Source organism: Pseudomonas parafulva (genome assembly GCF_000800255.1).
Lineage (GTDB): Bacteria > Pseudomonadota > Gammaproteobacteria > Pseudomonadales > Pseudomonadaceae > Aquipseudomonas > Aquipseudomonas boreofloridensis.
The window spans coordinates 1,065,426-1,090,657 of the sequence record NZ_CP009747.1 but is presented as its reverse complement, the minus strand read 5'-3'; the positions used below and the strand labels follow the sequence as shown (position 1 = coordinate 1,090,657).

Genomic DNA, 25,232 nt, shown 5'->3' with positions numbered 1-25,232 from the left:
TCATTTACAGGGACTATCGGTGTGACAGCGCCTTGCGCAGCGACTTGAGCGTGACATCGCAATGACGCTCGGCTTGCTGCAACTGCAGCTTCCACATTTCGGCGCAGGGCGCCAGATCGGCATGCTCACGTACCTGCAGCAGCCACTGGAGACGATCATGCCAGTCGCCAAGATCCGCCTGTGCCTGCTTGAGCAGGCGCTGCAGCGGCTTCTTCGCATGGCGCAACTGCGGATAAGCCTCATCGCCGTAGCGCACCCGCTTGATCAACAGACGCAGGCGATGACGATCATGCGCCGGGTCGTCAATGCCGGCCTGGAGTTTGCGCCATTGCTTGCCTAGCCGCTTATCGACCCGGGTACGCAGTTCGTGGGCCAAACCTTCGCGATCGGCGGCGCGCAGGAACAACGGGAACGTATCGAGAATAGCTAGGACACGCCTCAATTGTGCGCTGGCAGCAACGCTGGCAAAGGTGGCCGCCCTGCCCTGCAGTCGCCGCTGGCCAGCCTCGGCGTGGCCACTGGCGATCAACTGCGCAGCAAGCACTTCGCGGTCTCGCAAGGGCGTGGTCAACGTGCCCAGGGACCGTGCCGCGTCTTCTAGCTGCTCGATCCCAGGCAGGCCACGCAGGGGCCGCAGCAGGCTGCGCAGGCGTCGCAGAATGGTGCGCAGGTCATGCAGCGCCTCGCTGTCGGTATCAGCAGCCAGGCGCTCGCGACAAGCGAGCAGACGGACGTGCAGGGCCAGCACCTGGGCAACCACATGATCCATCATCGCGGACATTTCCACTCTCCTCGGTCATCGACCGGCACGGGACTCACGGATGTAGAAGCGCGCACGCTCGGCTTTGGTGCTGCACCCTTCGAACGCTTCGAACTGCTGCTGGGTTTTGGCTCCAGTCAGAAGGGACAGCGCCTTGGAGTAGCTGACGGTGCCGGCGAACCCCTCGGCCTTGGCTAGATCGAGCTCTTTCCAGGCGGCATCGAGTTGCGTCGCGCAACTGTCGCGGTAAGCCGTTTTGCCTGCACAACCGGCTACCGCCAGCGCCATCAAGGGAACGAAGATCCACGCTTTCATCGGGTGATACCTCAAGAAGGGACAACAGTCGCTGTTTCGACGGTCGGCACGGTGAAAAGTGCCCGTCGCGCCTGACATAGCGCACAGCACCATTGAAGCCCGAGCGCCAAAGCGTGCATTGTGGCGATCATTGCCGACTCTCGCGGGGAAAACTATGAGCAAACGTGTCGCATTGGTACTTGGCTCGGGCGGCGCCCGAGGGTACGCGCACATTGGTGTGATCGAGGAAATCGAACGCCGCGGCTATGAGATCGCCTGTATCGCCGGCTGCTCGATGGGCGCAGTGGTGGGCGGTATCTACGCTGCTGGCAAACTCGATGAGTATCGGCGCTGGATCGAGAGCCTCGACTATCTGGATGTGCTGCGCCTGGTCGACGTGAGCTTTCGCCTGGGGGCCATCCGCGGTGACAAGGTATTCGGACAAATCCGCAAGATCGTGGGGGAAATGAATATTGAGCAACTTCGTATCCCCTACACTGCTGTGGCAGCCGATCTGACAAACCAGCAGGAAATCTGGTTTCAGGAGGGATGCCTGCATCAGGCCATGCGTGCGTCCGCAGCGATCCCCAGCCTATTCACCCCAGTGATGCAGGGCAATCGCATGCTGGTCGATGGCGGCATCTTGAACCCACTGCCGATCGTGCCTGTGGTTTCCAGTCACTGCGACCTGATCATCGCGGTCAACCTCAACGCTACCAATCAGAAACAGTATCAGTTGCCGGTCGTCGAACGCCCGGCGGCTTTTCGGATGCGTTTCGAATCAGTGATCAGTTCGCTGGGTTCGCGCATGCCATTCAGGCGCAAGCCTGCGGAGCAGTTGATGCGCATCGAGCAGGAAATCGTCGCCGAGCGCATGAGCCAGAGCAACCCATGGTTGAGCGACCCGACCGACCAACAGGGACAGCCGGCCGCAGCGCCAGAGCGTGAAGGGGCGCCCAAGTCGGCGACCGGGTCGTTCATCATCGACAACGTCGGACCTGCTTCCCTACTCGATCTGATCAACCAAAGCTTCGAGGTCATGCAAACCTCATTAGCCCAGTACAAGATTGCAGGTTATCCACCAGACGTGCTGATCAACGTGCCCAAGCGGGTATGCCGTTTTTTCGAGTTCTACAAGGCGCCCGAACTCATCGCGCTGGGGCGGGAAATCGCGCGCGATACACTCGACGGGCACGAAGCACAGAAACGCTGAACGAGCGTTGCTCAACGGCCCGCACAATGGCTGATCTGCCGGTAGGGCGCTGCGAACACGTGTGCGTATTGAAATGAAACAGGCCGCTAAAGCGGCCTGTTTCAATAGCAAGGCGTCCCTCAGTAGCGAGTGATGTCTGCCGTGTCTTCCAGGTGTTTCAGATAAGCCGCGAAGTCTGCCTGCCCCGTGCGCGAGGCCAGGTATTGACGAATTTGCTGCTTCTCCAGTTCGGACGCTGCTGCACCCTCGTTGACGCCCTTGAGTTGCAACACCGCAAGGCTGCCATCCTTGAGCACCACGCTGGCGTAGACGGACTTGTCCTTGGACTCAGGCTTGGCCATGCGGAAGGCCGCCTGCAACTCGGTAGGATCTACGCCTTCCTGGTCGCGAGTCACCGCCTCGAGCACCTTCCATTGCTGACCCTCCTGCGCGGTGCCCGGCACAATGGAGCCGTCGCGCAGCCCGGCGATCAGCTTGTCGGCCTTGACCTTGAGCTCTGCAGTGGCTTTCTCCTTGGCCAGATGCTCACGGATGGTGGACGACACCGCTTCCAAGGCCAGTTGTTCAGGTTTGCGGTGCTCTTTGACCCGTACGACCACCACGGTTTCCGGATCGAGCTCCAAGCCATTGCTATTGGCGCCTTCATTCAGCACTTCTTCGCTGAAGGCTGCCTGGATGACTGCGCGATTGGCAGTGATACCTTCCCCACCCTCACGACCGAACGGCGCCGAGGTATGCACTTTCAGGCCCAGTTCCTGCGCAGGCTGGGCGAGGTCCGAGGCTTCGAAGGCAGAGTCCTCCAACTGCTTGGTGACTTCGACGAACTTCTGCTCCACCTGCTGAGTTTTCAGCTCGTGGGTCAGCTTGTCCTTGAGGCTGGCAAAGGTCGGAACCTGAGGCGCCTCAATGCCGAGCAGCTTGATCAGGTGATAGCCGTATTCGGTACGAACCGGAGCGGATACCTGATCTTTGTTCAGCTTGTACAGCGCCGCTTCGAATGCTGGGTCGTACACACCGGGGCCGGCCAGCCCCAGATCGCCACCATTGGCAGCAGACCCTGGATCCTGAGAGAACTCCTTGGCTAGCTTGGCGAAATCTTCACCTTTAGCCAGGCGTTGTTGGATCTCTTCGATTCGAGCCTTGGCCTGAGCGTCGTCAGTCTTATCGTTGACTTCGATCAGAATATGCGCAGCATCGCGCTGCTCGGCAAGATTAGCGATTTCCTTCTGGTATTCAGCCTGGAGTTGATCGTCGCTGACCGATACTTGGTCGAAGAAGGCTGCTTTCTTCAGCTCGATGTAATCGATGACCACCTGATCGGGCGTCATGAATTCCTTTGCGTGCTGATCATAGTGAGCCTTGATCTCTGCATCGCTCACCTGCACCGCTGCCGGGTTGGCCTTGAAGGTCATGGTGGCGATGTCGCGGGTCTGATTTTCCAGACGAGCGAAGGCATCGACCTGCTGATCTGTCACGAAGCTGCTACCGCCTATGCCGTTACGCAGTTGATTGATCAGCATGTCCTGGCTGAGCGCCTCGCGGAACTGCATCCGGTTATAGCCCAACTGACGAATTTCGCCGTCGAAACGCTCGGCACTGAAGGCGCCAGCAACCTGGAACTGTGGCATCTGCAGGATAAGCTGATCCAGCGCGGTTTCCGGGAAGGCGAACTTGGCATCCTCGGCACCCTGCAGCAACAGCTTGCGGTCTATCAGCTGCTTCAGTGCAGCCTCGCGCAGCACTTTTTCGTCCAGCCTTGCCGGGTCGAAGTCCTTGCCCATCCGTTGCATGATTTGACGGCGGCCCATGTCCACTGCCTGGCTCAGTTCGGCCTGACTGATGGTTTGACCGTTGATCTTGGCAGCGTCCTGGCTATGACTGGCAGCCTGGAAGATGGCCTCAAAACCGGTAAGTGCCATAAGCACAACGATGAGACCGATGATGGTCTTGGCAATCCAACCCTGTGAATTGTCCCTGATATTCTGCAGCATGCGTCCCCCAAAAACGGTCGTACCACTGCATCGACAACCGCGGAGAGTGGGTAGAATCCTGATAAAAGAAAGGCGCATCCGAGGATGCGCCTTTTCTTAGCAAACGTGGCGGCGGGAACGTTTGCGGCCCCCGCCGCGACGTGCTCGGAACCGACTTGGCCGGATCCGGCTGAAGAGACGACTTAGTTGACGGCGTCTTTCAGGCCTTTGCCAGCTTTGAAGCCTGGCGTCTTGGCAGCAGCGATCTTGATCGGCTTACCGGTTTGCGGGTTGCGGCCAGTGCGCTCGGCGCGCTCTTTGACAGCGAAGGTGCCGAAGCCAACCAGGACCACACTGTCACCTTCTTTCAGAGCATTGGTCACGGACTCGATTACTGCGTCCAGAGCACGGCCAGCAACAGCTTTCGGGATATCAGCAGAAGCAGCAACAGCGTCAATCAGTTCCGACTTGTTCACTCTAAGTCCCCTTATCTCTCTAATGAGTATGTTTCTAAGTATGTAATAAACCGCATGAAACGATCATTGGGTGGCTCGGTGACACTGGCGCTGCGCTTCAGCGCGAGGCGACGAAAGCGTGTCGATCAACCCCCCAATGAGATACGAACTAGTGCGTGCTCATTCTTTCCTTGGCATCGCTGTCGCGCTTCTCTTCTTTCGCGACAATCTCCGGAGCCACATCTGGCAAGGGTTCCGGGGCGTATTGCAGCGCAATTTGCAGGACCTCGTCAATCCATTTAACCGGTTTGATCTGCAGATCCTGTTTGATATTTTCCGGAATCTCCTTGAGATCGCGCACATTCTCTTCGGGAATGATCACGGTCTTGATCCCGCCGCGATGCGCCGCCAGCAGTTTTTCCTTCAATCCACCGATGGCCAGCACCTGCCCACGCAAGGTGATCTCGCCAGTCATGGCGACATCGGCACGCACTGGAATCTGGGTCAGCGCCGAAACCAACGCGGTGCACATGCCGATACCGGCACTAGGACCGTCCTTGGGCGTAGCGCCCTCGGGCATGTGAATGTGCACATCGTGCTTCTCGTGAAAATCGGCAGCGATGCCGAGGCTGCGTGCACGGCTGCGAACCACGGTCTGCGCGGCGGTGATCGACTCGACCATGACATCGCCAAGCGAGCCGGTCTTGATCAGTTGGCCTTTGCCCGGAATGACCACAGCCTCGATGGTCAGCAACTCGCCACCGACCTGAGTCCAGGCAAGGCCGGTGACCTGGCCGATCTGATCCTGGGTTTCGGCCAGGCCGTAGCGGAACTTGCGCACACCGAGCAGATGCTCCAGTTGATCGCCTGTGACCTTGACTTTCACCTGCTTCAGGCCAGTGTGCTCCTTGACCACCTTGCGGCACACCTTGGCGATTTGACGCTCCAGACCGCGCACCCCGGCTTCGCGGGTGTAGTAGCGGATGATGTCGCGGATCGCCGAAACATCGACCTCAAGTTCGTCCTTCTTCAAACCATTGGCCTTGACCTGCTTGGGCACCAGGTACTTGACCGCGATGTTGATCTTCTCGTCCTCGGTGTAGCCGGGCAGACGGATGATTTCCATCCGGTCGAGCAGCGCCGGCGGGATGTTCATTGAGTTCGAGGTGCACAGGAACATCACATCCGAGAGATCGTAATCGACTTCCAGATAGTGATCGTTGAAATTGTGGTTCTGCTCGGGGTCGAGCACTTCGAGCAGCGCGGAAGCAGGATCGCCGCGCATGTCGCTGCCCATTTTGTCGATTTCGTCGAGCAGGAACAGTGGGTTGCGCACGCCCACCTTGGTCATTTTCTGAATCAGACGACCCGGCATCGAGCCAATATAGGTGCGGCGGTGTCCGCGAATCTCAGCTTCGTCACGTACGCCACCCAGCGCCATGCGCACGAACTTGCGGTTGGTGGCAGCGGCGATCGACTCAGCCAGCGAGGTTTTGCCCACCCCAGGCGGGCCGACCAGGCACAGCACCGGTCCGCGAATTTTCTTCACCCGCTTCTGCACAGCGAGGTATTCGAGAATGCGCTCCTTGACCTCTTCCAGACCGTAGTGGTCGGCGTCCAGAATCTCTTCGGCCTTGGTCAGGTCCAGCCGCACTTTGCTCTGGGCTTTCCACGGCACCTGGACCAGCCAGTCGAGGTATGAGCGCACAACGGTGGCCTCGGCAGACATCGGGGACATCTGCTTGAGCTTGTTCAGCTCGGCTTGAGCCTTGGAGAATGCATCTTTGGGAAGACCCGCAGCATCGATGCGCTTCTTCAGCTCCTCGATTTCATTGTGACCTTCATCGCCGTCGCCAAGCTCCTTCTGAATGGCTTTCATCTGCTCATTCAAGTAGTACTCGCGCTGACTGCGCTCCATCTGTTTTTTGACCCGGCCGCGAATACGCTTTTCGACCTGCAACAGGTCGATTTCGGCATCCAGCAGCGCCAGTACATGCTCGACACGCGCCGACAACTCGATGATCTCGAGGATTTCCTGCTTCTGCTCGATCTTCAATGCCATGTGGGCCGCCATGGTATCGACCAGGCGTCCAGGCTCTTCGATGCTGTTGAGCGACGACAACACTTCTGCCGGCACTTTCTTGCCCAACTGCACGTACTGCTCGAACTGCGATAGCAGCGTACGTACGAAGACTTCAGACTCACGCTCCGCCGTCTCGACTTCGTCGATCAGGCTGACCTCGGCACGAATATGCCCATCGACCTCGCTGAAGCGTTCGACCGCACCCCGCTGCTCACCCTCGACCAGCACCTTGACGGTGCCATCGGGCAGTTTGAGCAATTGCAGGACAGTAGCGACCGTGCCGACACGGTACAGGGCATCTTCACCCGGGTCGTCATCGGCTGGGTTTTTCTGGGCGAGCAGGAGAATCTGCTTTTCACCCATCATCGCAGCCTCAAGTGCTTCGATGGACTTCTCGCGTCCCACGAACAGCGGGATAACCATATGCGGATAAACGACGACATCGCGCAATGGCAAAAGAGGCAAGTCGAGAGTGGTCTTCATGATTTCGCCTCTACAGCGGCCTGTCGGCCGGAAACCGGTGGAAATAGTGCTTGGGGCTAATGTGGGGGTAGGTAGGCAAAAATACAAGCGCTGGCGCCAGAAAAGCAGAAAGGGCCCGTAGGCCCCTTCAGACTTCACTCACGCCGCGTCCGACTCAGGCGTCAGGTGCGGCTTTGGCTTGCGGCTCACTGTTCTCGTAGATGAGCAGCGGCTGCGAGGTACCTTCGATGACACTCTCGTCGATGACCACCTTGCTGACTTCCTTCTGCGAAGGAATCTCGTACATGGTGTCGAGCAGAACGCCTTCGAGGATCGAACGTAGACCGCGCGCACCAGTCTTGCGCTCCAGCGCCTTGCGGGCAACTGCCTTGAGCGCGTCGCTGCGGAACTCCAGATCCACGCTTTCCATCTCGAACAGCTTGGCGTACTGCTTGGTCAAGGCGTTCTTCGGCTCGGTGAGGATCTGCATCAGTGCAGCCTCATCCAGTTCGTCGAGCGTCGCCAATACCGGCAGACGACCCACGAACTCAGGGATCAGGCCGAACTTGACCAAATCGTCCGGCTCGACCTCGCGCAGCGACTCACCCACCTTCTTGCCTTCCTGCTGGCTGCGCACTTGTGCGCTAAAGCCGATGCCGCCCTTGGTGGAGCGATTCTGGATGACCTTCTCCAGGCCCGAGAATGCCCCGCCGCAAATGAACAGGATGTTGCGGGTATCGACCTGCAGGAACTCCTGCTGCGGGTGCTTGCGACCGCCCTGCGGCGGTACGGAGGCGACGGTGCCTTCGATCAGCTTCAAAAGCGCCTGCTGCACGCCCTCGCCCGAAACGTCACGGGTGATGGACGGGTTGTCCGACTTGCGCGAAATCTTGTCGATCTCGTCGATGTAGACGATACCCATCTGGGCCTTGTCCACATCGTAGTCGCACTTCTGCAGCAGTTTCTGAATGATGTTCTCGACGTCCTCACCGACATAACCGGCTTCGGTCAGGGTGGTGGCGTCAGCGATGGTGAAGGGTACGTTCAGCAGGCGAGCGAGGGTTTCGGCGAGCAGGGTCTTACCCGAGCCAGTCGGCCCGATCAGCAGGATGTTGCTCTTGCCCAGCTCGACTTCGTCGCCTTTCTTGTCACGCTGATTGAGGCGCTTGTAGTGGTTGTACACCGCTACGGCGAGCACCTTCTTGGCACGTTCCTGACCAATCACATACTGGTCAAGAATGCCGCTGATTTCTTTCGGCGAAGGCAATTTGTGCGCGCTGCTTTCGGCCTGGGCTTCCTGCACCTCCTCGCGGATGATGTCATTGCACAGGTCGACGCACTCGTCGCAGATAAATACCGAGGGCCCGGCAATCAATTTGCGCACTTCGTGCTGGCTTTTGCCGCAGAAGGAGCAATAGAGCAATTTGCCGTTGTCCTCGCCGTTACGGGTGTCAGTCATTCGATCGATCCAATCCGGTAGGCTTGCAACACAAGATGAAGGCAATTGCGGGCTTTTTCAAGTCCGCAGGCAGGCGCCTTGGGCGCCCGCCCGCTCTGGCGCCTGGGCTCAGGACACCAGTTGCCGCTTGTCGTAGACCGAGTCGACCAAACCGTACTCGGCCGCGCGCGAGGCGCTCATGAAGTTGTCGCGCTCGGTATCGCGCTTGATGGTTTCCAGATCTTGGCCGGTGTGGAAAGCCAACAGCTCGTTCAAGCGTGCTTTGATGCTGAGGATTTCCTGGGCATGGATCTCGATATCGGTCGCCTGGCCCTGGAAGCCGCCCAGCGGCTGGTGAATCATCACTCGCGAGTTGGGCAGGCAATGACGCTTGCCCGCGGCACCTGCAGCCAGCAGGAACGCACCCATGCTGCAGGCCTGGCCGATGCAGATGGTGGAAACGTCGGGCTTGATGAACTGCATGGTGTCGTAGATCGACATGCCAGCGGTCACCGAACCGCCCGGCGAGTTGATGTAGAGATGGATATCCTTGTCGGGGTTTTCCGCCTCAAGGAACAGCAGCTGCGCCACGACCAGGTTGGCCATGTAGTCTTCTACAGGCCCGACCAGGAAGATCACACGCTCCTTCAACAGGCGCGAGTAGATGTCGTAGGCACGTTCGCCACGGGCGGACTGCTCGATAACCATCGGGACCAGACCGCCTGCGGCCTGGATGTCAGAGCTCTGCTGAATATAAGAATTGCGGGACATGTCCTGCACTCACTCCCAAATAGTCATGGCTTTAATAACGCACAAGCCAGCCCGAAGGCTGGCTTGTGGGGTTTCCTACAAAGTAGCAAATCACTCAGCTTCGGCAGGAGCCTGTGCTGGCTTGACAGCCTCTTCGTACGAGACCGACTTGTCGGTCACAGTCGCTTTCTGCAGGACAGTATCTACAACTTGCTCTTCCAGCACAACCGAACGCACTTCGTTCATTTGCTGGTCATTCTTGTAGTACCAAGCGATGACCTGTTCAGGCTCCTGGTAAGCGGACGCCATCTCCTCGATCATCTCGCGAACCTTGGCGTCGTCCGGCTTGAGGTCGAACTGCTTGACCACCTCGGCAACGATCAGGCCCAGCACCACGCGACGCTTGGCTTGCTCTTCGAACAGCTCGGCTGGCAGTTGATCAGGCTTGATGTTGCCGCCGAACTGCTGAACAGCCTGGACGCGCAGACGATTGACTTCATTTTCCAGCAGCGCCTTCGGTACGTCGACCGGGTTGGCGGCCAGCAGACCATCCATGACCTGATTCTTGACCTTGGTCTTGATGGCCTGGCGCAGTTCGCGCTCCATGTTCTTGCGAACTTCGGTGCGGAAACCTTCCAGGGACGATTCCTTGATACCGAACTGGGCGAAGAACGCTTCGTTCAACTCAGGCAGTACCGGCGCAGAAACGCTGTTCACGGTGATGGTGAACTCGGCGGCCTTGTTGGCCAGGTCCAGGTTCTGATAATCCTCTGGGAAGGTCACGTTGACCACGCGCTCTTCGCCGGCTTTGGCGCCGACCAGGCCATCTTCGAAGCCCGGAATCATGCGCCCGGAGCCCAATACCAACGGGGTGTTCTGGGCCGAGCCGCCCGCGAAGGCTTCGCCATCGATCTTACCGACGAAGTCGATGTTGACCTGATCGTCTTTCTCGGCCGCGCGCTCTACCGCTTCGAAACGCACGTTTTGCTTGCGCAGCACTTCGAGCATGGTGTCCAGATCGGCATCCGCTACTTCGGCGCTCAGGCGCTCGACGTTGATCGATTCGAAACCGGCGACGGTGAACTCAGGGAATACTTCGAAGATGGCAACGAACTCGAGATCCTTGCCTTTTTCGAACGACTTCGGCTCGACGGCCGGCGAACCCGCAGGGTTGAGTTTCTGCTCGACCACGGCTTCGTAGAAGGAGGCCTGCACCAGGTCACCGAAGGCTTCCTGACGGGCCGCGTCTTCGTAACGCTGACGAATAACGCTCATCGGAACCTTGCCTGGACGGAAGCCCGGGACCTTGGCACGACGGGCAGTCTGTTGCAGACGCTTGTTGACTTCGTTCTCGACGCGCTCGGCCGGAACGGCGATGGTCATGCGGCGCTCGAGAGCGGAAGTGTTTTCAACAGAAACTTGCATGGATATTCCTCGTTGCACAGACGTTAGCCGGCGATAGCCCGACTCCAGAATCAAGGGCGAATATTCTAGTGATTCAGACACCAGAAGTCACCCCACCCAGAATACCGAACGCTACGACGGTCGTTTTCCTTGATAAACCTGTAACGAAACGCTTGAGGCCTCATTAATTGCGGCCTGGAGGGCGATCACCCAGCCCCCCCTGGAACTCACTCGCTCGACGCTGGCCGCAAAGCCGCTCAAGACGGCTCGATGTCATTGAAACCGCAGTATTCTTGCCACGACATACCCAGCGCATCTGCGACCTCGCGATGGGTCTCCAGGCGCATGGCCTGCAACTGCTCCGGCGTTTCTGCAATCAGTTGCAACGCCAACTCCCAGGGCTCGATACCCTGCTCCTGAGCCGCGTCCTCGAACGCCCATTCGATTTGCTGCGCCTGCTCGCGCGGCTCAAGCTCACGAATCTCTTCGAGCAGTTGCGGATGGCTTTGGCAGAAGCGCTGCAATGCCAAAGCCTGACGTGCTTCTTTTGCAATCATCGGTAAGCCCTCCACCGGCCACGACCCGCTTCTCAACCGGTTGAAATCTATCAGCTTCCAGGCTCGCGCCACCAGTAGACTCGCGCGAGCGGCAAAACAGACACGCCTCAAGCAGCGCAACAACCCGAGCAGAAACGACAAAGGCGCCCGATCGCAAGATCAAGGCGCCCTCGAATGAATATGGGGTGGACGATGGGAATCGAACCCACGACAACTGGAATCACAATCCAGCGCTCTACCAACTGAGCTACGCCCACCAGAATGCATTGTTACCGTACAACTTAGAGAAACATGGTGCGGACGAAGAGACTCGAACTCTTACAGCTTGCGCCGCTGGAACCTAAATCCAGTGTGTCTACCAATTTCACCACGTCCGCATGACGCTCAAGACAAAGGCGCCGGATTTACCATCAAGGCGCCTTCGCAAAATATGGGGTGGACGATGGGAATCGAACCCACGACAACTGGAATCACAATCCAGCGCTCTACCAACTGAGCTACGCCCACCATATCGCTTTACAGACCGACTTGCTTGCCCAAGCTGCCTAATGGCGCACCCGGCAGGACTCGAACCTGCGACCATCCGCTTAGAAGGCGGATGCTCTATCCAGCTGAGCTACGGGCGCAAGAGCTGATGCCAAACCGAACAAGCGATCAGAAAACCACCCATTCTGCCCGACTTCACCAACCAGTGCTAGGCTGTGCCCGACAAGTGCGGCGAATCTTAATAGGCACCTTGTATTAGCGTCAACACCTTTCTCAAAAAAATTTAAATTATTGAAGGGCTTAGAAGATTTGCCCGACCACGCGCCTTTGCCCTCGGCTGCGGTCGTGCGAGAATGCGCCCTCTTTATTGTTCCCTTCTCGATGGTTAATCACGCGTCTATGACTGCACACCTTATCGATGGCAAGGCGATCGCCGCCAACCTGCGCCAGCAGATCGCCCAACGTGTCGCGCAACGCCGCCAGCAGGGCCTGCGTACCCCGGGCCTGGCGGTGATCCTGGTCGGCACCGATCCGGCCTCCCAAGTCTACGTTTCGCACAAGCGCAAAGACTGTGAAGAAGTCGGCTTCATCTCCCAGGCGTTCGACCTGCCCAGCGATACCACGCAGCAAGCCCTATCCGATCTGATCGACCGCCTCAACGACGACCCAGCCGTCGACGGCATTCTGCTGCAACTGCCACTGCCTGCCCACCTGGACGCTTCGCTGCTGCTCGAGCGCATTCGTCCAGACAAGGACGTCGACGGTTTCCACCCCTATAACGTCGGCCGTCTGGCCCAGCGCATTCCACTGCTGCGCCCGTGCACACCGAAAGGCATCATGACCCTGCTGCACAGCACCGGTCAGGAGCTTTACGGCATGAACGCCGTGATCGTGGGTGCCTCGAACATCGTTGGCCGCCCCATGGCCATGGAATTGCTCCTGGCTGGTTGCACCGTGACCGTCTGCCACCGCTTCACGCAGGATCTGGCAGGCCATGTCGGCCGCGCCGATCTGGTCGTGGTGGCGGCGGGCAAGCCCGGCTTGGTGAAGGGGGAATGGATCAAGGAAGGCGCCATCGTCATTGACGTCGGCATCAATCGTCAGGACGACGGCAAGCTGGTCGGCGATGTCGTGTATGAAACTGCCCTGCCGCGTGCAGGATGGATCACGCCAGTTCCAGGCGGCGTCGGTCCCATGACCCGCGCCTGCCTGCTGGAGAACACCCTCTACGCAGCAGAAGAGCTGCACGGCTGAGGGCACCCTATAAAGAAAGGCACCTGAAAAGGTGCCTTTCTTCTAAGCCATCGCCCAACTGAACAGACGGCTGCTCACTCAGTCCGAGGCGACCGCCGCCTGTACCGCACGCGCGAAGCGCTCGGCGACCTCATCGATCTGCTCGGCACTGATGATCAGTGGTGGCAGGAACCGCACCACCGCACCATGCCGGCCGCCGAGCTCGAGAATCAGCCCGCGCCTCAGGCATTCGCGCTGCACCTTGGGCGCCAGCTCCGGCGAGGCGAGCGGATGACCGAGCGCATCCCGCGCACCCTGCGGGTCGACCAACTCCACACCTAGCATCAAACCCCGCCCACGGATATCGCCCAACTGCGGATAATCACGCTGCAGGTGCTGCAAATGGCCGCGCAGCCGCTGCCCCATGGCATGCGCATGTTCGTCCAAGCGGTGTTCCACCAGATAGTCGATCACCGCGGAGCCTGCCGCCATGGCCATCTGATTACCGCGGAAGGTGCCCGCATGAGCGCCCGGTGCCCAGGTATCCAGCCAATCACGGTAGACCACCACGGCAAGCGGCAGGCTGCCACCAATGGCCTTGGACAGGGTGACCACGTCAGGCACGATGCCGGCATGTTCGAAGGCGAACATCCGCCCAGTACGGGCAAAGCCGCTCTGGATTTCATCGACGATCAACGCCACTCCGGCCTTTTCGGTGATTCGGCGCACACCACGCAACCACTCGATGTCCGCTGGTATGACGCCACCCTCACCTTGCACCACCTCCAGGATGACCGCAGCAGGCAACTGCACACCCGCCTCGGGGTCGAGCAAGAGATTTTCCAGATAGTGCAGATTGGCCCGCACGCCAGCTTCGCCGCCGAGACCGAACGGGCATCGGTAATCATACGGATAAGGCATGAACTGCACGCCGCTGCCCAGTAGCGCCCCCAGTGCTTTCTTCGGCCCCAGACTGCCCATCAGGCTCAGCGCGCCCTGAGTCATGCCATGGTAGCCACCCTGGAAAGCGAGCACAGTGCTGCGCCCGGTGGCCGTGCGCACCAGCTTCAATGCAGCTTCCACCGCGTCGGTGCCCGTTGGCCCGCAGAACTGGATCTTCGCATCCCGCCGCAAGGACTCCGGCAGCACGGCGAACAAGTCCTGAACGAATTGATCCTTGACCGGCGTAGTCAGGTCGAGGGTGTGCAGCGGCAACTCGTCGGCCAACACGCGCTGGATCGCCTCCACCACAACCGGATGGTTATGCCCCAATGCCAAGGTGCCCGCTCCAGCGAGGCAGTCGATGAACTGTCGCCCCTCGACGTCTTCCACATGAATGCCACGGGCGCGCTTGAGTGCCAGCGGAATACGCCGCGGATAACTGCGCGCGTTGGACTCCTGCTGCTGTTGACGCAACAGCAGGGGTGACTCACGAAACGTATACAGGGTCTCTGGCACGCAGGCAGGCAGCGCCTGGGCGAGACGGGAAACGGTCGACATCGGCGAACCCTCGCAAGCAAGTAGAGACGCCCGTCACGCGCCTGTCAGCGCAGAGAGTGCCGGGAAGTCATTGCTTGTGAAACGCTTGAGCCAGGCGGGGATTTAGCCCCCTTCTTACTTCAAGTCAGCTCGCGCACCGGCACCTGCAGGCACACCCGCAGACCATCGCTGCGACTGTCGAATTTCAAGCTGCCGGCGCAACGCTGCACGATCGCCTGCACGATCGCCAAGCCCAGCCCGCTGCCCAAACTCTTGCTGTTGCGCCAGAACCGCTCGGTCAAATGCTCCAGATCTTCATCGGCGATACCCGGACCGTGGTCGCGCACCACGAACCCCACCTGCCCTTCGGCCATCTGCACCTCCAGCTCCACCGCCTCGCTGCCACCGTGGCGCAGCGCGTTATCCAGCAGATTGCGCAATGCCGCTACTGCCAGTGGCGCCGGCATGCCCAGGTAAACGCGCGCCGCTTCCTGCGGCAAATGCAGCGCGATGCGCCGGTTATCTCCACCACTGGCATCCTGCATCGCCAGGCGTGCGACCTGCTCGGCGCTGCACTGCACCCCATCGTCGAACGACAAGCTGCCCTCGACCCGCGCCAGCATCAGCAACTGCTCCAAGGTGCGGTGCATGCGATCGGTGCCTTGCTCGGCATGCTCCAGCGCCTGCTCGCGCACCTGGCCGTCGGTCATGCGCGCCACCTGCAGATGGGTCTTGATCGCGGTCAGGGGGCTGCGCAGCTCGTGCGCGGCATCGTCGGTCAGACGCCGCTCGCGCTCCAGGGTCTGAGCGATGCGCAGGAACAACTGGTTCTGGGTTTCCAGCAGCGGCTGCAACTCGCTGGGCATACCCGCCACCTGCAGCGGCTCGACGCTGTCGGCGCGGCGCCGGCGCAAGGCATCGCGCATGCGGTTGAGCGGCTCCAGACCCTTGCCTAGACCGATCCACAGCAGGCCCAGGCTGCCGAGCAGGGCCATCAACACCGGCGCCGAGGCCGCCAGCAAAATCGAGCGATTGAGCGCCTCGCGCTCCTGATGCCTATCGGCCGTGGTGATACGCACATCACCGTGATTGTAGGTAAAGGTACGCCAGGCACTGCCATCGATGATCTGATCGCGAAAGCCGCTGCGCTGGTCGTCCATGCTGCCGTCGTGCTTATGGTTGCTGGCCAGAATCTCACCACGCAGGGAGCTGACCTGGCAGGCCATGCCGTCTGGAACGCTGAACTGGTCGGCGGCAAAGTGCGCTTCACGGTCCTTGCCGGTCAGCGGCTGAGGCAGTTGATCGACAAGTCCCGCCACCATGCGCGCGGAGGCCACCAGGCGCTGGTCGAGGGAAAACATCATCTGTTGGCGCAAGTCGCGCAGCATCCAGGCCGCCGCCAGAATCCAGATCAGGATGAAGGCACTGCCGAGAATCAGTGACAGGCGCACGCGCAAGCTCATGGCGCGCGCTCCTCGTTGACCTGCGCTGGACCGAGACGGTAGCCCAGGCCACGCACGGTTTCGACGATGCTGTTGCCAAGCTTGCGCCGCAGGTGATGGATATGGACGTTGAGAGCGTTGCTTTCGACCTCGTCGCTGAAGCCGTATACGCAATCCTTGAGCTGCTCGCCGGACAGCACTCGACCAGGATTCTGCAGAAACGCCTGGAGCAGCGCCTGTTCGCGCCGCGACAGATCCACGGGCCGCCCAGCCAGCGTCGCTTCGCAGCTGCTGGGGTTGTAGCACAAAGGTCCATGCTCGATGACATTGACCGCACGCCCGGCCACGCGCCGCAGCAGGGTGTGCAGACGCGCGGCGAGCTCGCGCAGGTCGAAAGGTTTGAGCAGGTAATCATCGGCCCCCGCCTGAAGCCCCTCGACACGATCAGTGACGGCGTCGCGGGCCGTCAGCACCAGCACCGGCAGCAATTCGCCCTGCTGACGTAGACGACGCAGCAGTTTGAGACCGTCTTCGTCAGGCAGCCCCAGATCGAGAATCATCACATCGAACTGCGCTGCCTGCAGCAATGCCCGCGCCGCCGAGGCGCTGGCCACCCGATCGATCGTCAGCCCCTGAGCCGCCAGTCCGGCGCAGATGCCGCTGGCGATCAGATCGTCATCCTCGCAGAGCAGAACATGCATTTAAGGGAATCTCCGGGTATGGGACGCGCAGTGCAACAGGGTGCGATTAAGGGCCGATTATGGCGCGACAAGCGCCTGCCGTCGCCTCCCCCAAGCCGCTACTCCAACACCTCCACCGGCATGCCCACCTCGAGACGTCCGCGGCCATCGACGGCCAGGTTCTGCCCGAACAGCACATCGCCGTCGCGCTCGCGGAATGTCTTCAACGTGGTCAACGGCTCCCGATCGGCGCTGCGCTCGCCCGTGTCCGGGTCAAGGGTGGTCAGGATGCAGCGCACGCTCGGTTTGAGTACGCGAAAGGTCAGTTCACCGATACGGATACGCTTCCAACCATCCTCGGCAAAGGGCTCGGCGCCTTCGACCACCAGGTTAGGGCGAAAACGCAACATCTGCAGGGGACGACCGATGCGTCGATTGAGCTCATCGAGCGACGACTGACCGATCAGCAAAAAGGGAAAACCGTCGGGAAAGGCAGCTCGATCGGTGTCCAGCCCATAGCCGCTGGGCAAGTAGCGTGCCCGCTGGCGTGGGCAATGCACCAGGCGCACGGGCTTGTCCAGCAGTTGGCTGAGCCACTGTGCGGCGGCCTCTCCAGCGTCGGGCACGCGCAAGGTGTCGCGCCACAGAGTGACCCCTCGCAGATTTTCGTCGGCTTCCGGCACCCGCACCTGCAACGGCGAATGCCCCGGCGCCTCCAGCAACAAAGCGCCGTCTTCATCGGGGCAGGCCTTGAGCCGCCCAAGCTGCGGCCAGGCGCGCTGGGTCAGAAACCGACCCGTGTCCTGCTCGACCACCATCCAGCGTCGGTCGCCGTCCAGGCCAAGAGCGTCGAGCGCCGATTCGGCCAGGCACTGCGCCTGGCCTGATTTCACCGGATACCGGTACAACGCACTCAGAAACATGCCAACCGCCTCACGCTCGTCAAAGCCCAAGCTTATACCCGCTGCACGTCGCGTGCAGGGCTCAGACCGCAGCGTGATCGAGCGACAGGCGCTCGCGCACCACTTCCACCAACCGGTCTGGCTGGAACTTGGACAGGAAGTTGTCGCAACCTACTTTCTTCACCATGGATTCGTTGAAACTACCCGACAATGAAGTGTGCAGTACGACGTACAGCCCACGCAGCCGAGGATCGTTGCGGATCTCGGTGGTCAGGCGATAACCATCCATCTCGGGCATCTCCGCATCGGTGAAGATCATCAGCAATTTTTCGCAGACATCCTCCCCAGCATCGGCCCAGCTTTTGAGCAGGCGCAGCGCCTTGAGACCGTCGCTGGCGACGTGCAGCTTCATCCCCAGTTGCGACAGAGTGTCGCGCAGTTGCGCCAAGGCCACGCTGGAGTCGTCGACCAGCAGCACTTCGCGACCACGAGCACGGGCCAGTACCGGATCTTCGAGTTTGTCGCGCGAGACCTTGGCGCTGTACGGCACGATCTCGGCCAGAACCTTTTCCACGTCGATGATCTCGACCAGCTTGTCATCGACCTTGGTGATGGCTGTCAGGTAATGCTGGCGGCCGGCGCTGGTGGGCGGCGGCATGATGGACTCCCAGTTCATGTTGACGATGCGGTCCACGCCGCCGACCAGGAACGCCTGCACCGAGCGGTTGTATTCGGTGACGATGATGGTGCTGTCAGGCCCCGGTTGCAGGGGACGCATGCCGATCGCCTGGGACAGGTCGATCACCGGCAAAGTCTGCCCGCGCAGGTTGACCACGCCGCACACGAAGGTGTGGCGCTGCGGCATGAGCGTCAGCTTGGGCAACTGCAGCACTTCCTGGACCTTGAACACGTTGATCGCGAACAACTGTCGACCGGCCAGGTGAAACATGAGGATTTCCAGGCGGTTCTCGCCCACCAATTGCGTGCGTTGATCTACCGTGTCGAGAATGCCAGCCATTGCACAACCCCCAGGCTTTGAAGCGAAAATATTGGATGCATCTGACCTGTATCGGCACAATTGGCCAGAGCTTGATGCACGCGACAAAATCCCCGAACGGCGATTGATATCACTTTACCATCATGCTTAACTGCTGCCACCTACTTCAAAGCCCTAGCGCCGCCTCGCAAACACCTCATCAGGGAAACCCTTAGGTTCAATCGGGAGCAACCTGATATTCGCGATATCCTTTAGCCATTAATGTGACGCCATTCTCAGTGCATGGACGGAGTCAGGCTTTTGTCAGCGAACATCTGGATGTGGTTACCCCCTGCTTGCTCGTCGCGCAGCGGAGGCTGACGATGGAACGCGGGCCCTCTAACTCCGCCGTGTTGCGGGAATTTATGCCAGATGCGCAAGCCTTGCTCAAACGCGCCCAGGAGTGCTTGCAGCATCTGGCACTGATCGGCAACGACCCCGACGCCTGCCGCTGCCTGGACGAATGTCTGCACACCCTGGCCCAAGGCGCGAGCGCATCGGGGATGCGCGAAATATCCTGTTACTCAACCGTGCTGCGGCAGTTACTCCAGCCCAGTTGCGAGGGTTGTCGGTTACCGTCTGGCGCGCTTTCGGCGCTGGCGGAGTGTCTTGATCTGCTGGATTGGCAACTGGAGTTGGTCGATCCACACACAGGCCAACTGCATTTGGACGGCACGGAGCAGCAATTGCTCGTCGGCGCCTTGGCCAGTGCCCTTGACCAACCTTGCCCCTCCCCCGCGTCGGCAACGCGTTCCCTGAATGAGTGAAGAGACCATTCCCACTAACGAGTCAAAGTGTTGCCCCATCAACACTCGGTAAGTTGTTGGATAGGTCAAGTAATGTCAGGGCCGTGATAGCGCATTAGCTTAGTTATTCAAGAAGTTTCTGATTCTGTAGAGATAATAGCGCATGGCCATTTTCTCCAGGGTTCACTTAACCTCTGCGCGCCCCGTATTAACTCGGCTCAGAGCAACTAAGCAGCCGCGACCAAATCGATTCGAAGTGATACCATGCGCACTAAACAACACCCACCACACGCTGGTTCCACACTAATCAGCGTGTTCATTGTTGATTGAATAAGCAGGTCATTCACAGCGCCAAGGCGTGTTTCGCGACCTGCGCCGGCAATTATCCAGTGGCTTTCCAATCTATGCTTTCACGCTTGAAGATTCCTCTGCATTGCCGCCCGCGCGTCACCTGGCTGCCTGCGGCGACTGCGTTGCTCTGTGCGGCCTCCTTGATCGCCAGCGTGGTCGCCTATGCCAGCGCTCAACGCTTGTCGACGGCGGCGCTCATCCTGCAATTGATCGCCCTGCTCGCCGTCGCGTGGCAACTGTGCCGCTGCAGGGGCGCGATTCATCTGCAGCCCGAGGAACTGGCAGAGCGCATGCTCGAAGTCCAGGAAGGCGAACGCCAGCGCCTGAGCCGCGAACTGCATGACGACATCGGGCAGTCGCTCACCGCCGCGAAGCTCCAGCTCGACTGGCTACGGCGTCGGATGCCGACCACGCTGCTCCCGCACTGCGACATCCTGCGCGACACGCTCGACACCACCTTGGACAGCGTGCGCGATGTGTCCGCGCTGCTCAATCCGCGACAACTGAACAGTCAGGGCCTGGAGGCAAGCTTGCGGGCTCACCTACTGCGAGCGCTGGAAAACAGCGACGTGCATTGGAGCCTGGAATGCCAGCAGCGCCTGGGTGGTATCGGCGAAGCGGTGACCATGGCAGCTTTTCGCATCACCCAGGAGGCAGTCACCAACGTGCTGCGCCACGCCCGTGCACACAACCTGTTGATTCGCCTGAAGCGCACGCCTGAAGGTCTGCGCCTGTCCATCAAGGACGATGGCATCGGCTTCGAACCGACCCACGTCACAGGGCTGCGCGGCCACGGCGGCATGGCCGGCATGCAGGAGCGGATAGCCGCGCTGCAAGGCCGCCTGGAGGTGATCAGCCAGCCCGGTCAAGGTACCCGCATCGAAGTCTTGTTCCCTTGGCCTGCACGCCGCGAAGAACGAGCCAGCACGGCACATTGCGATGATTAGGCTGCTGCTGATCGATGATCATTCACTGATTCGAGCCGGCGTGCGTGCGCTGGTCACCGACCTCGTCGGGTATGAAGTGGTGGGCGAAGCCGATGACGGCCAGCATCTTCTGGAGAGGGTACAAAGCTTGAGCCCGGACATCGTCCTGCTGGACATTTCCATGCGCTCGACCAACGGCCTGGATGCCTTGACCCAACTGCGCGACAGCGGCTGCGCGTGCAAAGTACTGATCCTGTCGATGCACACCGAGCCGGACTTGATCATGCGCGCGCTGGAAAGCGGCGCACACGGCTATCTGCTGAAAGACACCAGCGCCAGCGAACTGGAGCACGCCCTAGGTGCCTTGTGCAGCGGCGAACGTTACCTGAGCCCAGCGATCGCCCACACGGTGATCAATCAAGCCCTGCTGCGCGCCCAGAGCAGCAGGCCGTCATCCAGCGACCGGCACCACCTGACAGCCCGGCAATTGGAAATCCTGCGCCTGATCGTGCGCGGGAAATCGACCCGGGAGATTGCCAACGGGTTGGGATTATCGATAAAGACCGTCGAGACCCACCGCTCGCAGATCATGAAACGCCTGCAGATCTACGATGTGGCGGGCCTGGTGCTGTTCGCCGTGCGCGAAGGCATCATCAGCCTGGATGACTGAGCAAGGGGGAGTCGCTGGGCAGGTGCACGCGCAGTGCCCCCGGCACGGCTTCGAAGCGCAGACTGCCCTCTTTCAACGGTTCGCCGTCGAGATTCAGCGCCAGTCCTTCAGCCTGGCCGATCTCCACCCAAGGCAGCCGCGCCCGAACGAACAATTCCTCACCACTGAGCAAGTCGCGCAGTGCCCCAACCATGGCTTGAGGCGCGGGCAGGATGGCGACATCCAACAGTCCATCGTCAGCCAGGGCCTCAGGGCACAGCACATGACCTCCGCCCGCCTGACGACCATTGCCGACCGCCAGCGCCAGCAACTCGCCCTGCCAATGGAAGTCCGGGCCGTGCAAGGTGGCCGAAGCCACCTGCAGCTCGCTGAAACGTGACAAACCGGTGAATAGATAGGCCGCCCCGCCGAGCACTTTCTTCAGATCCTCCGAGGTGCTGGCCGTCACTTGACTGCCGAAACCACCGGTGGCCATGTTCAGGAACATCTGCTCGCCGACACGCCCAAGGTCCACTGCCCGCGCGGGCACATTAAGCAATGCCAATGCGGCTGCCGGCTCCAGCGGAACCCCCGCCGCGCGGGCGAAATCGTTGGCGGTGCCAAGCGGCAGCAGCACCAGGCTGGCTTGACCATCGGATTGGGCAATGGCCTCGGCGATATCGCGCAAGGTGCCGTCCCCGCCTCCCGCCACGATTTGCGTGTAGCCGGCGCTCAACGCCTCCTCGACCAGGCGCCGGGCATCACCGGCTTCCCAGGTCAAGCGTACGTCCAGATGCTGGCCACGTTCGCGCACGGCACCTACCGCCTCGCGTACCTCTTCGTTCAGCGCCTGCTTGCCGTGCAGGATCAACATCGCCTTGTGCCCGTGCATCCGAAACTCTCCTGATAGACGCCAATTGCAATCTCGACCACCGAAGATCGACGAATGCTGCACGCCGTCGATCAAATCTGCGCTAATCCCTGCCGGATGGGTTTAGTCGCTTGAGGTCGGACGTTAATCGAGCAATTCGCTGAAAGGGATGAACGGGACACTGTCGCCCATGGCCACGGTGCGACCTTCGTGCACCTCGACCAGCCCTTGTGCCCAGACTGCACTGCGCAACACGCCAGAGCTCTGGTTGGGATAAAGGCACACCTGGCCGTCCTCGATACGTGCCCGTAGATACTCGCGGCGACTGCCAGGCTTTGGCCAGTCGAAGCCTGCCGGGACCGAGAAGCGCAGCGGTGCGACCTCGCTGACGCCAAGCCGACGCAGCAGGTAAGGACGCGCCAGCAAGGCGAAGGTGACCAACGTCGAGGCCGGGTTGCCAGGCAGTCCGATCACCGGCACACCGCGCCATTGCCCGCAAGTCAGCGGCTTGCCGGGCTTGATCGCCAGCTTCCAGAGTGCCAGCTCGCCCGCCTCGCGCAGCGCCATGCCCAAGTAGTCGGCCTCGCCCACGGAAACGCCGCCGGTGGAGAGGATCAAATCGACTTCGCCCAGATGCTCCAGGCATTGGCGGGTCAGCGTCAGATCGTCGGCGAGGATCCCGGCGTCGATCACTTGGCAGCCCATGCGCTGTAACCAACTGACCAGCAGTCGACGATTGCTGTTGTAGATCTGTCCGGGCCCCAGGGGCAGTCCGGGCTCGACCAGTTCGTCGCCGGTCGACAACACCGCGACGCGCGGGCGTCGACGCACCTGAACCGTGGCATGCCCCAGGGTCGCAGCCAGACCCAGCTCGATCGGCCCCAAACGGGTGCCCGCGGCCATGATCTGTTCGCCGGCACGGGTTTCCTGACCTTGGGGCCGCACGTTCTGCTGAGCGACAAGCGGGTGCAGGAAACGCACCCGGCCGTCTGCGAGCACCTCGGTGTTTTCCTGCATCTCTACGCAGTCGGCGCCTTCGGGCAGCGGTGCCCCGGTGAAGATCCGCGCACAGGTGCCCGCTTGCAAAGCCGCCGGCGCATGGCCGGCGAAGATGCGTTGGCTGACCGCCAGAGGCTGATCGTGCAGGTCCTCCAGGCGCACGGCGTAGCCGTCCATGGCGCTGTTCGGCCAAGGCGGCAAGTCGAGGGTGGCAACCAGCGCCTGGGCCAGCACGCGCCCCTCGGCCTCGCCCAGGGCGACCTCCTCGACTCCCTCGATAGGCGCCGCCTCGGCCAGCGCCAGCAGGCGCTCCAAGGCCTGCTCCACCGGCATCAAGGGCCGGCTCGCAGCCACCTCAGCCACGACTTTCACAGGCCGGTGCCTGCTTCAAGTGAGCGACGAAATTGCACGGACGATGACGGGCGTCGAGTTGCTCGGCGAGAATGCCGTCCCAACCCGTACGCACCGCATTGGTCGAACCGGGCAGGCAGCATACCAGGGTACCGTTGGCCAAACCTGCCAGCGCACGGGATTGCACGGTGGACGTGCCGATGTCCGCCACCGATATCTGGCGGAACAGCTCGCCGAAGCCATCGACCTGCTTGTCCAGCAGGCACGCGACGGCTTCCGGGGTACTGTCGCGACCGGTGAAGCCGGTTCCGCCGGTGATCAGTACGACCTGCACAAGGTCATCGGCAATCCAAGTGGCGACCTGGGCGCGAATCTTGTACAGGTCGTCCTTGAGCAGCACGCGCTCAGCCAGCCGGTGTCCGGCAGCGGTGAGCCGGTCGACGAACAGTTGGCCAGAAGTGTCGGTGTCGAACGCACGGGTGTCACTGACCGTCAGCACAGCGATGTTCAGCGGCACGAAGGGAGTATCTGCCTTGGCTTTCATGGGAATCCGTCATGCGGGAAGTAAAGCGCCCGTTATAGCACAAGGCCGCCTCCGTCCTGGATCGGTATCCACGCGATTGTCCTTGCACTGCACGCCACGAGGAACTTTGCATGCTCAGGCAGCGTCAGAGGCACATCATGCACCATCGAAATGGAGACACACGATGATCCAACGGACCCTCCCCGCCTTCCTGCTTGCCCTGGGCCTGGCTGCCGTCGCCGGTTGCGCATCGCCCACCGTCATCACGCTGAACGATGGCCGCGAGATTCAAGCCGTGGACAAACCTTCCTACGACGAAGACTCCGGCTTCTATGAATTCGAGCAGCTCGACGGCAAGCGTGCACGCATCAACAAAGACCAGGTGCGGACTGTCAAAGAGCTCTGATTCGCACCGCTTTTGAGGCAAAGGCCCTTTACACAACAAGGGCTTGCGTTAAAAAATGCGATGCAGTAGGATTTTGCCCATCGGAGTGTAGCGCAGCCAGGTAGCGCGTCTCGTTCGGGACGAGAAGGCCGCAGGTTCGAATCCTGTCTCTCCGACCAAATCCTTCGAAAAGCCCGCCTCGTGCGGGTTTTTTGTTGCCTGTGGAAAGCATGCAACGCCGCTTGTTCATCCTGTTGGAACTCTCGAAGGCTCAGTGGGATCGCATGCCGAGTGAGCACAGTGCCTATAGCTCATCGATCTAATTGGGGCACTGGAGCTTTATCGTGCTTTCTGTTGGACTGTGCGTGTCGTGATACCGAGGGAACTGTCACAGGTCAGTCACGGCGAGCGTTTAGTCTGAGCTTGCAACCTGAAGAGGAGACAGGAAATGAGCTTGCAACATAGCAGCGACACCGTTAAGAACGCCCAGCACACTCAACATCAGGTGTGCGGCTCGATCATCGATGCCCAAGGCCGCGAAATTCCGATCACCGAGCAGATGATCCAGAAGGCCTGCAAGGAGCTGGAGGAAAGCCGAGTGGAGAAGATCCGCCAGGCTTGAGCCTCACCGAATTGCTTACACCCGGCGCCCGCGCCGGGTTTTTCATTTCTGGCGGGCCGAAAACGCTCTAAAAACAATCGAGGACTTTTTTGTACACTAAATCGCCCTAAAGCTTTGCCAGGTACGCGCCGAAACAGGGTAGATAGCATGTGGCCAGTGTTACGG

Annotated in this window: 24 protein-coding genes and 5 tRNA genes; 8 read left to right on the top strand and 21 right to left on the bottom strand. The window is 60.5% G+C overall.

Going from position 1 to position 25,232, the window contains the following annotated elements; all coding sequences use genetic code 11:
* Nucleotides 1-13: 13 nt before the first annotated feature.
* On the bottom strand, nt 14-781 hold the full coding sequence (locus NJ69_RS04775) for a CHAD domain-containing protein (protein ID WP_039576583.1): 768 nt from the start codon (nt 779-781) through the stop codon (nt 14-16).
* A 15-nt stretch (nt 782-796) separates the two neighbouring features.
* Nucleotides 797-1,075, bottom strand: coding sequence for a hypothetical protein (locus NJ69_RS04770; RefSeq protein ID WP_029613534.1), 279 nt, complete (start codon nt 1,073-1,075; stop codon nt 797-799).
* A gap of 154 nt (nt 1,076-1,229) precedes the next feature.
* Between NJ69_RS04770 and NJ69_RS04765 the strand changes: the two genes are divergently transcribed.
* Nucleotides 1,230-2,267, top strand: a complete 1,038-nt coding sequence (locus NJ69_RS04765; RefSeq protein WP_039576581.1) for a patatin-like phospholipase family protein — start codon at nt 1,230-1,232, stop codon at nt 2,265-2,267.
* 119 nt (nt 2,268-2,386) lie between these two features.
* On the opposite strand, the gene NJ69_RS04760 is transcribed toward NJ69_RS04765, so the two are convergent.
* The 11 genes from NJ69_RS04760 to NJ69_RS04710 form a co-directional block, all read right to left on the bottom strand.
* On the bottom strand, nt 2,387-4,258 hold the full coding sequence (locus NJ69_RS04760) for a SurA N-terminal domain-containing protein (RefSeq protein WP_039576578.1): 1,872 nt from the start codon (nt 4,256-4,258) through the stop codon (nt 2,387-2,389).
* A 182-nt stretch (nt 4,259-4,440) separates the two neighbouring features.
* Nucleotides 4,441-4,713: an HU family DNA-binding protein gene (locus tag NJ69_RS04755; protein ID WP_029613532.1), complete on the bottom strand. Its 273-nt coding sequence runs from the start codon at nt 4,711-4,713 to the stop codon at nt 4,441-4,443.
* A 148-nt stretch (nt 4,714-4,861) separates the two neighbouring features.
* Nucleotides 4,862-7,258 carry an endopeptidase La gene (gene lon, locus NJ69_RS04750; protein ID WP_029613531.1) on the bottom strand — a complete coding sequence of 799 codons (2,397 nt, stop codon included), beginning with the start codon at nt 7,256-7,258 and terminating at the stop codon, nt 4,862-4,864.
* A 154-nt stretch (nt 7,259-7,412) separates the two neighbouring features.
* On the bottom strand, nt 7,413-8,696 hold the full coding sequence (clpX, locus tag NJ69_RS04745; protein WP_029613530.1) for an ATP-dependent Clp protease ATP-binding subunit ClpX: 1,284 nt from the start codon (nt 8,694-8,696) through the stop codon (nt 7,413-7,415).
* A gap of 108 nt (nt 8,697-8,804) precedes the next feature.
* Nucleotides 8,805-9,446 (bottom strand): ATP-dependent Clp endopeptidase proteolytic subunit ClpP, encoded by a 642-nt coding sequence (gene clpP / locus NJ69_RS04740; RefSeq protein ID WP_029613529.1) that lies wholly within the window; start codon nt 9,444-9,446, stop codon nt 8,805-8,807.
* A gap of 90 nt (nt 9,447-9,536) precedes the next feature.
* Nucleotides 9,537-10,850 carry a trigger factor gene (gene tig / locus NJ69_RS04735; protein ID WP_039576571.1) on the bottom strand — a complete coding sequence of 438 codons (1,314 nt, stop codon included), beginning with the start codon at nt 10,848-10,850 and terminating at the stop codon, nt 9,537-9,539.
* Nucleotides 10,851-11,086: 236 nt separating this feature from the next.
* Nucleotides 11,087-11,386, bottom strand: coding sequence for a DUF6388 family protein (locus NJ69_RS04730; RefSeq protein WP_039576570.1), 300 nt, complete (start codon nt 11,384-11,386; stop codon nt 11,087-11,089).
* Between the two features lie 181 nt (nt 11,387-11,567).
* Nucleotides 11,568-11,643 (bottom strand) — tRNA-His (locus NJ69_RS04725).
* Between the two features lie 35 nt (nt 11,644-11,678).
* Nucleotides 11,679-11,763: transfer RNA gene (locus NJ69_RS04720), tRNA-Leu, on the bottom strand.
* 54 nt (nt 11,764-11,817) lie between these two features.
* Nucleotides 11,818-11,893 (bottom strand) — tRNA-His (locus NJ69_RS04715).
* 42 nt (nt 11,894-11,935) lie between these two features.
* A tRNA-Arg gene (locus NJ69_RS04710) sits at nt 11,936-12,012 on the bottom strand.
* Nucleotides 12,013-12,271: 259 nt separating this feature from the next.
* Here NJ69_RS04710 and folD point away from each other — a divergent pair.
* Entirely contained in the window at nt 12,272-13,126 is an 855-nt protein-coding gene (folD, locus tag NJ69_RS04705) for a bifunctional methylenetetrahydrofolate dehydrogenase/methenyltetrahydrofolate cyclohydrolase FolD (protein ID WP_039576569.1), read from the top strand.
* A 78-nt stretch (nt 13,127-13,204) separates the two neighbouring features.
* On the opposite strand, the gene NJ69_RS04700 is transcribed toward folD, so the two are convergent.
* The 5 genes from NJ69_RS04700 to NJ69_RS04680 all read right to left on the bottom strand — a co-directional run bounded on the left by NJ69_RS04700 (nt 13,205) and on the right by NJ69_RS04680 (nt 18,626).
* Entirely contained in the window at nt 13,205-14,605 is a 1,401-nt protein-coding gene (locus tag NJ69_RS04700; RefSeq protein WP_039576568.1) for an aspartate aminotransferase family protein, read from the bottom strand.
* A gap of 119 nt (nt 14,606-14,724) precedes the next feature.
* Nucleotides 14,725-16,047 (bottom strand): ATP-binding protein, encoded by a 1,323-nt coding sequence (locus NJ69_RS04695; protein ID WP_039576559.1) that lies wholly within the window; start codon nt 16,045-16,047, stop codon nt 14,725-14,727.
* A complete protein-coding gene (locus NJ69_RS04690; protein ID WP_039576556.1) occupies nt 16,044-16,727 on the bottom strand; it encodes a response regulator transcription factor in 684 nt (227 codons plus the stop codon). Before NJ69_RS04690 ends, NJ69_RS04695 begins: the two co-directional genes overlap by 4 nt.
* Nucleotides 16,728-16,825: 98 nt before the next feature.
* On the bottom strand, nt 16,826-17,629 hold the full coding sequence (locus tag NJ69_RS04685; RefSeq protein ID WP_039576555.1) for an MOSC domain-containing protein: 804 nt from the start codon (nt 17,627-17,629) through the stop codon (nt 16,826-16,828).
* 61 nt (nt 17,630-17,690) lie between these two features.
* Nucleotides 17,691-18,626 (bottom strand): chemotaxis protein CheV, encoded by a 936-nt coding sequence (locus tag NJ69_RS04680; RefSeq protein WP_029613525.1) that lies wholly within the window; start codon nt 18,624-18,626, stop codon nt 17,691-17,693.
* A gap of 341 nt (nt 18,627-18,967) precedes the next feature.
* Here NJ69_RS04680 and NJ69_RS22300 point away from each other — a divergent pair, with 341 nt between their 5' ends.
* The 3 genes from NJ69_RS22300 (at nt 18,968) to NJ69_RS04660 (ending at nt 21,337) form a co-directional block, all read left to right on the top strand.
* Complete coding sequence (locus NJ69_RS22300; protein ID WP_080754715.1) at nt 18,968-19,411, top strand: hypothetical protein; 444 nt, start codon at nt 18,968-18,970, stop codon at nt 19,409-19,411.
* Between the two features lie 383 nt (nt 19,412-19,794).
* Nucleotides 19,795-20,688: a sensor histidine kinase gene (locus tag NJ69_RS04665; RefSeq protein WP_039576547.1), complete on the top strand. Its 894-nt coding sequence runs from the start codon at nt 19,795-19,797 to the stop codon at nt 20,686-20,688.
* A complete protein-coding gene (locus NJ69_RS04660; RefSeq protein WP_039576545.1) occupies nt 20,681-21,337 on the top strand; it encodes a response regulator in 657 nt (218 codons plus the stop codon). Before NJ69_RS04665 ends, NJ69_RS04660 begins: the two co-directional genes overlap by 8 nt.
* Here NJ69_RS04660 and yegS read toward each other — a convergent pair.
* The 3 genes from yegS to moaB form a co-directional block, all read right to left on the bottom strand.
* Nucleotides 21,321-22,208: a lipid kinase YegS gene (gene yegS / locus NJ69_RS04655; protein WP_039576544.1), complete on the bottom strand. Its 888-nt coding sequence runs from the start codon at nt 22,206-22,208 to the stop codon at nt 21,321-21,323. The two genes, NJ69_RS04660 and yegS, sit on opposite strands and share 17 nt — an antisense overlap.
* A 123-nt stretch (nt 22,209-22,331) precedes the next feature.
* Complete coding sequence (locus NJ69_RS04650; protein ID WP_155290513.1) at nt 22,332-23,558, bottom strand: molybdopterin molybdotransferase MoeA; 1,227 nt, start codon at nt 23,556-23,558, stop codon at nt 22,332-22,334.
* The gene (gene moaB, locus NJ69_RS04645; protein ID WP_039576542.1) at nt 23,542-24,081 is read right to left on the bottom strand and encodes a molybdenum cofactor biosynthesis protein B; all 540 of its coding nucleotides are present in this window, start codon (nt 24,079-24,081) and stop codon (nt 23,542-23,544) included. Before moaB ends, NJ69_RS04650 begins: the two co-directional genes overlap by 17 nt.
* A gap of 163 nt (nt 24,082-24,244) precedes the next feature.
* On the opposite strand from moaB, the gene NJ69_RS04640 reads away from it, so the two are divergent.
* The 3 genes from NJ69_RS04640 (at nt 24,245) to NJ69_RS22720 (ending at nt 25,067) form a co-directional block, all read left to right on the top strand.
* Nucleotides 24,245-24,466, top strand: coding sequence for a YgdI/YgdR family lipoprotein (locus NJ69_RS04640; protein WP_029613518.1), 222 nt, complete (start codon nt 24,245-24,247; stop codon nt 24,464-24,466).
* 81 nt (nt 24,467-24,547) lie between these two features.
* A tRNA-Pro gene (locus NJ69_RS04635) sits at nt 24,548-24,624 on the top strand.
* A 269-nt stretch (nt 24,625-24,893) separates the two neighbouring features.
* Nucleotides 24,894-25,067 carry a PA1571 family protein gene (locus NJ69_RS22720; RefSeq protein WP_162889501.1) on the top strand — a complete coding sequence of 58 codons (174 nt, stop codon included), beginning with the start codon at nt 24,894-24,896 and terminating at the stop codon, nt 25,065-25,067.
* The last annotated feature ends 165 nt before the right edge of the window (nt 25,068-25,232 follow it).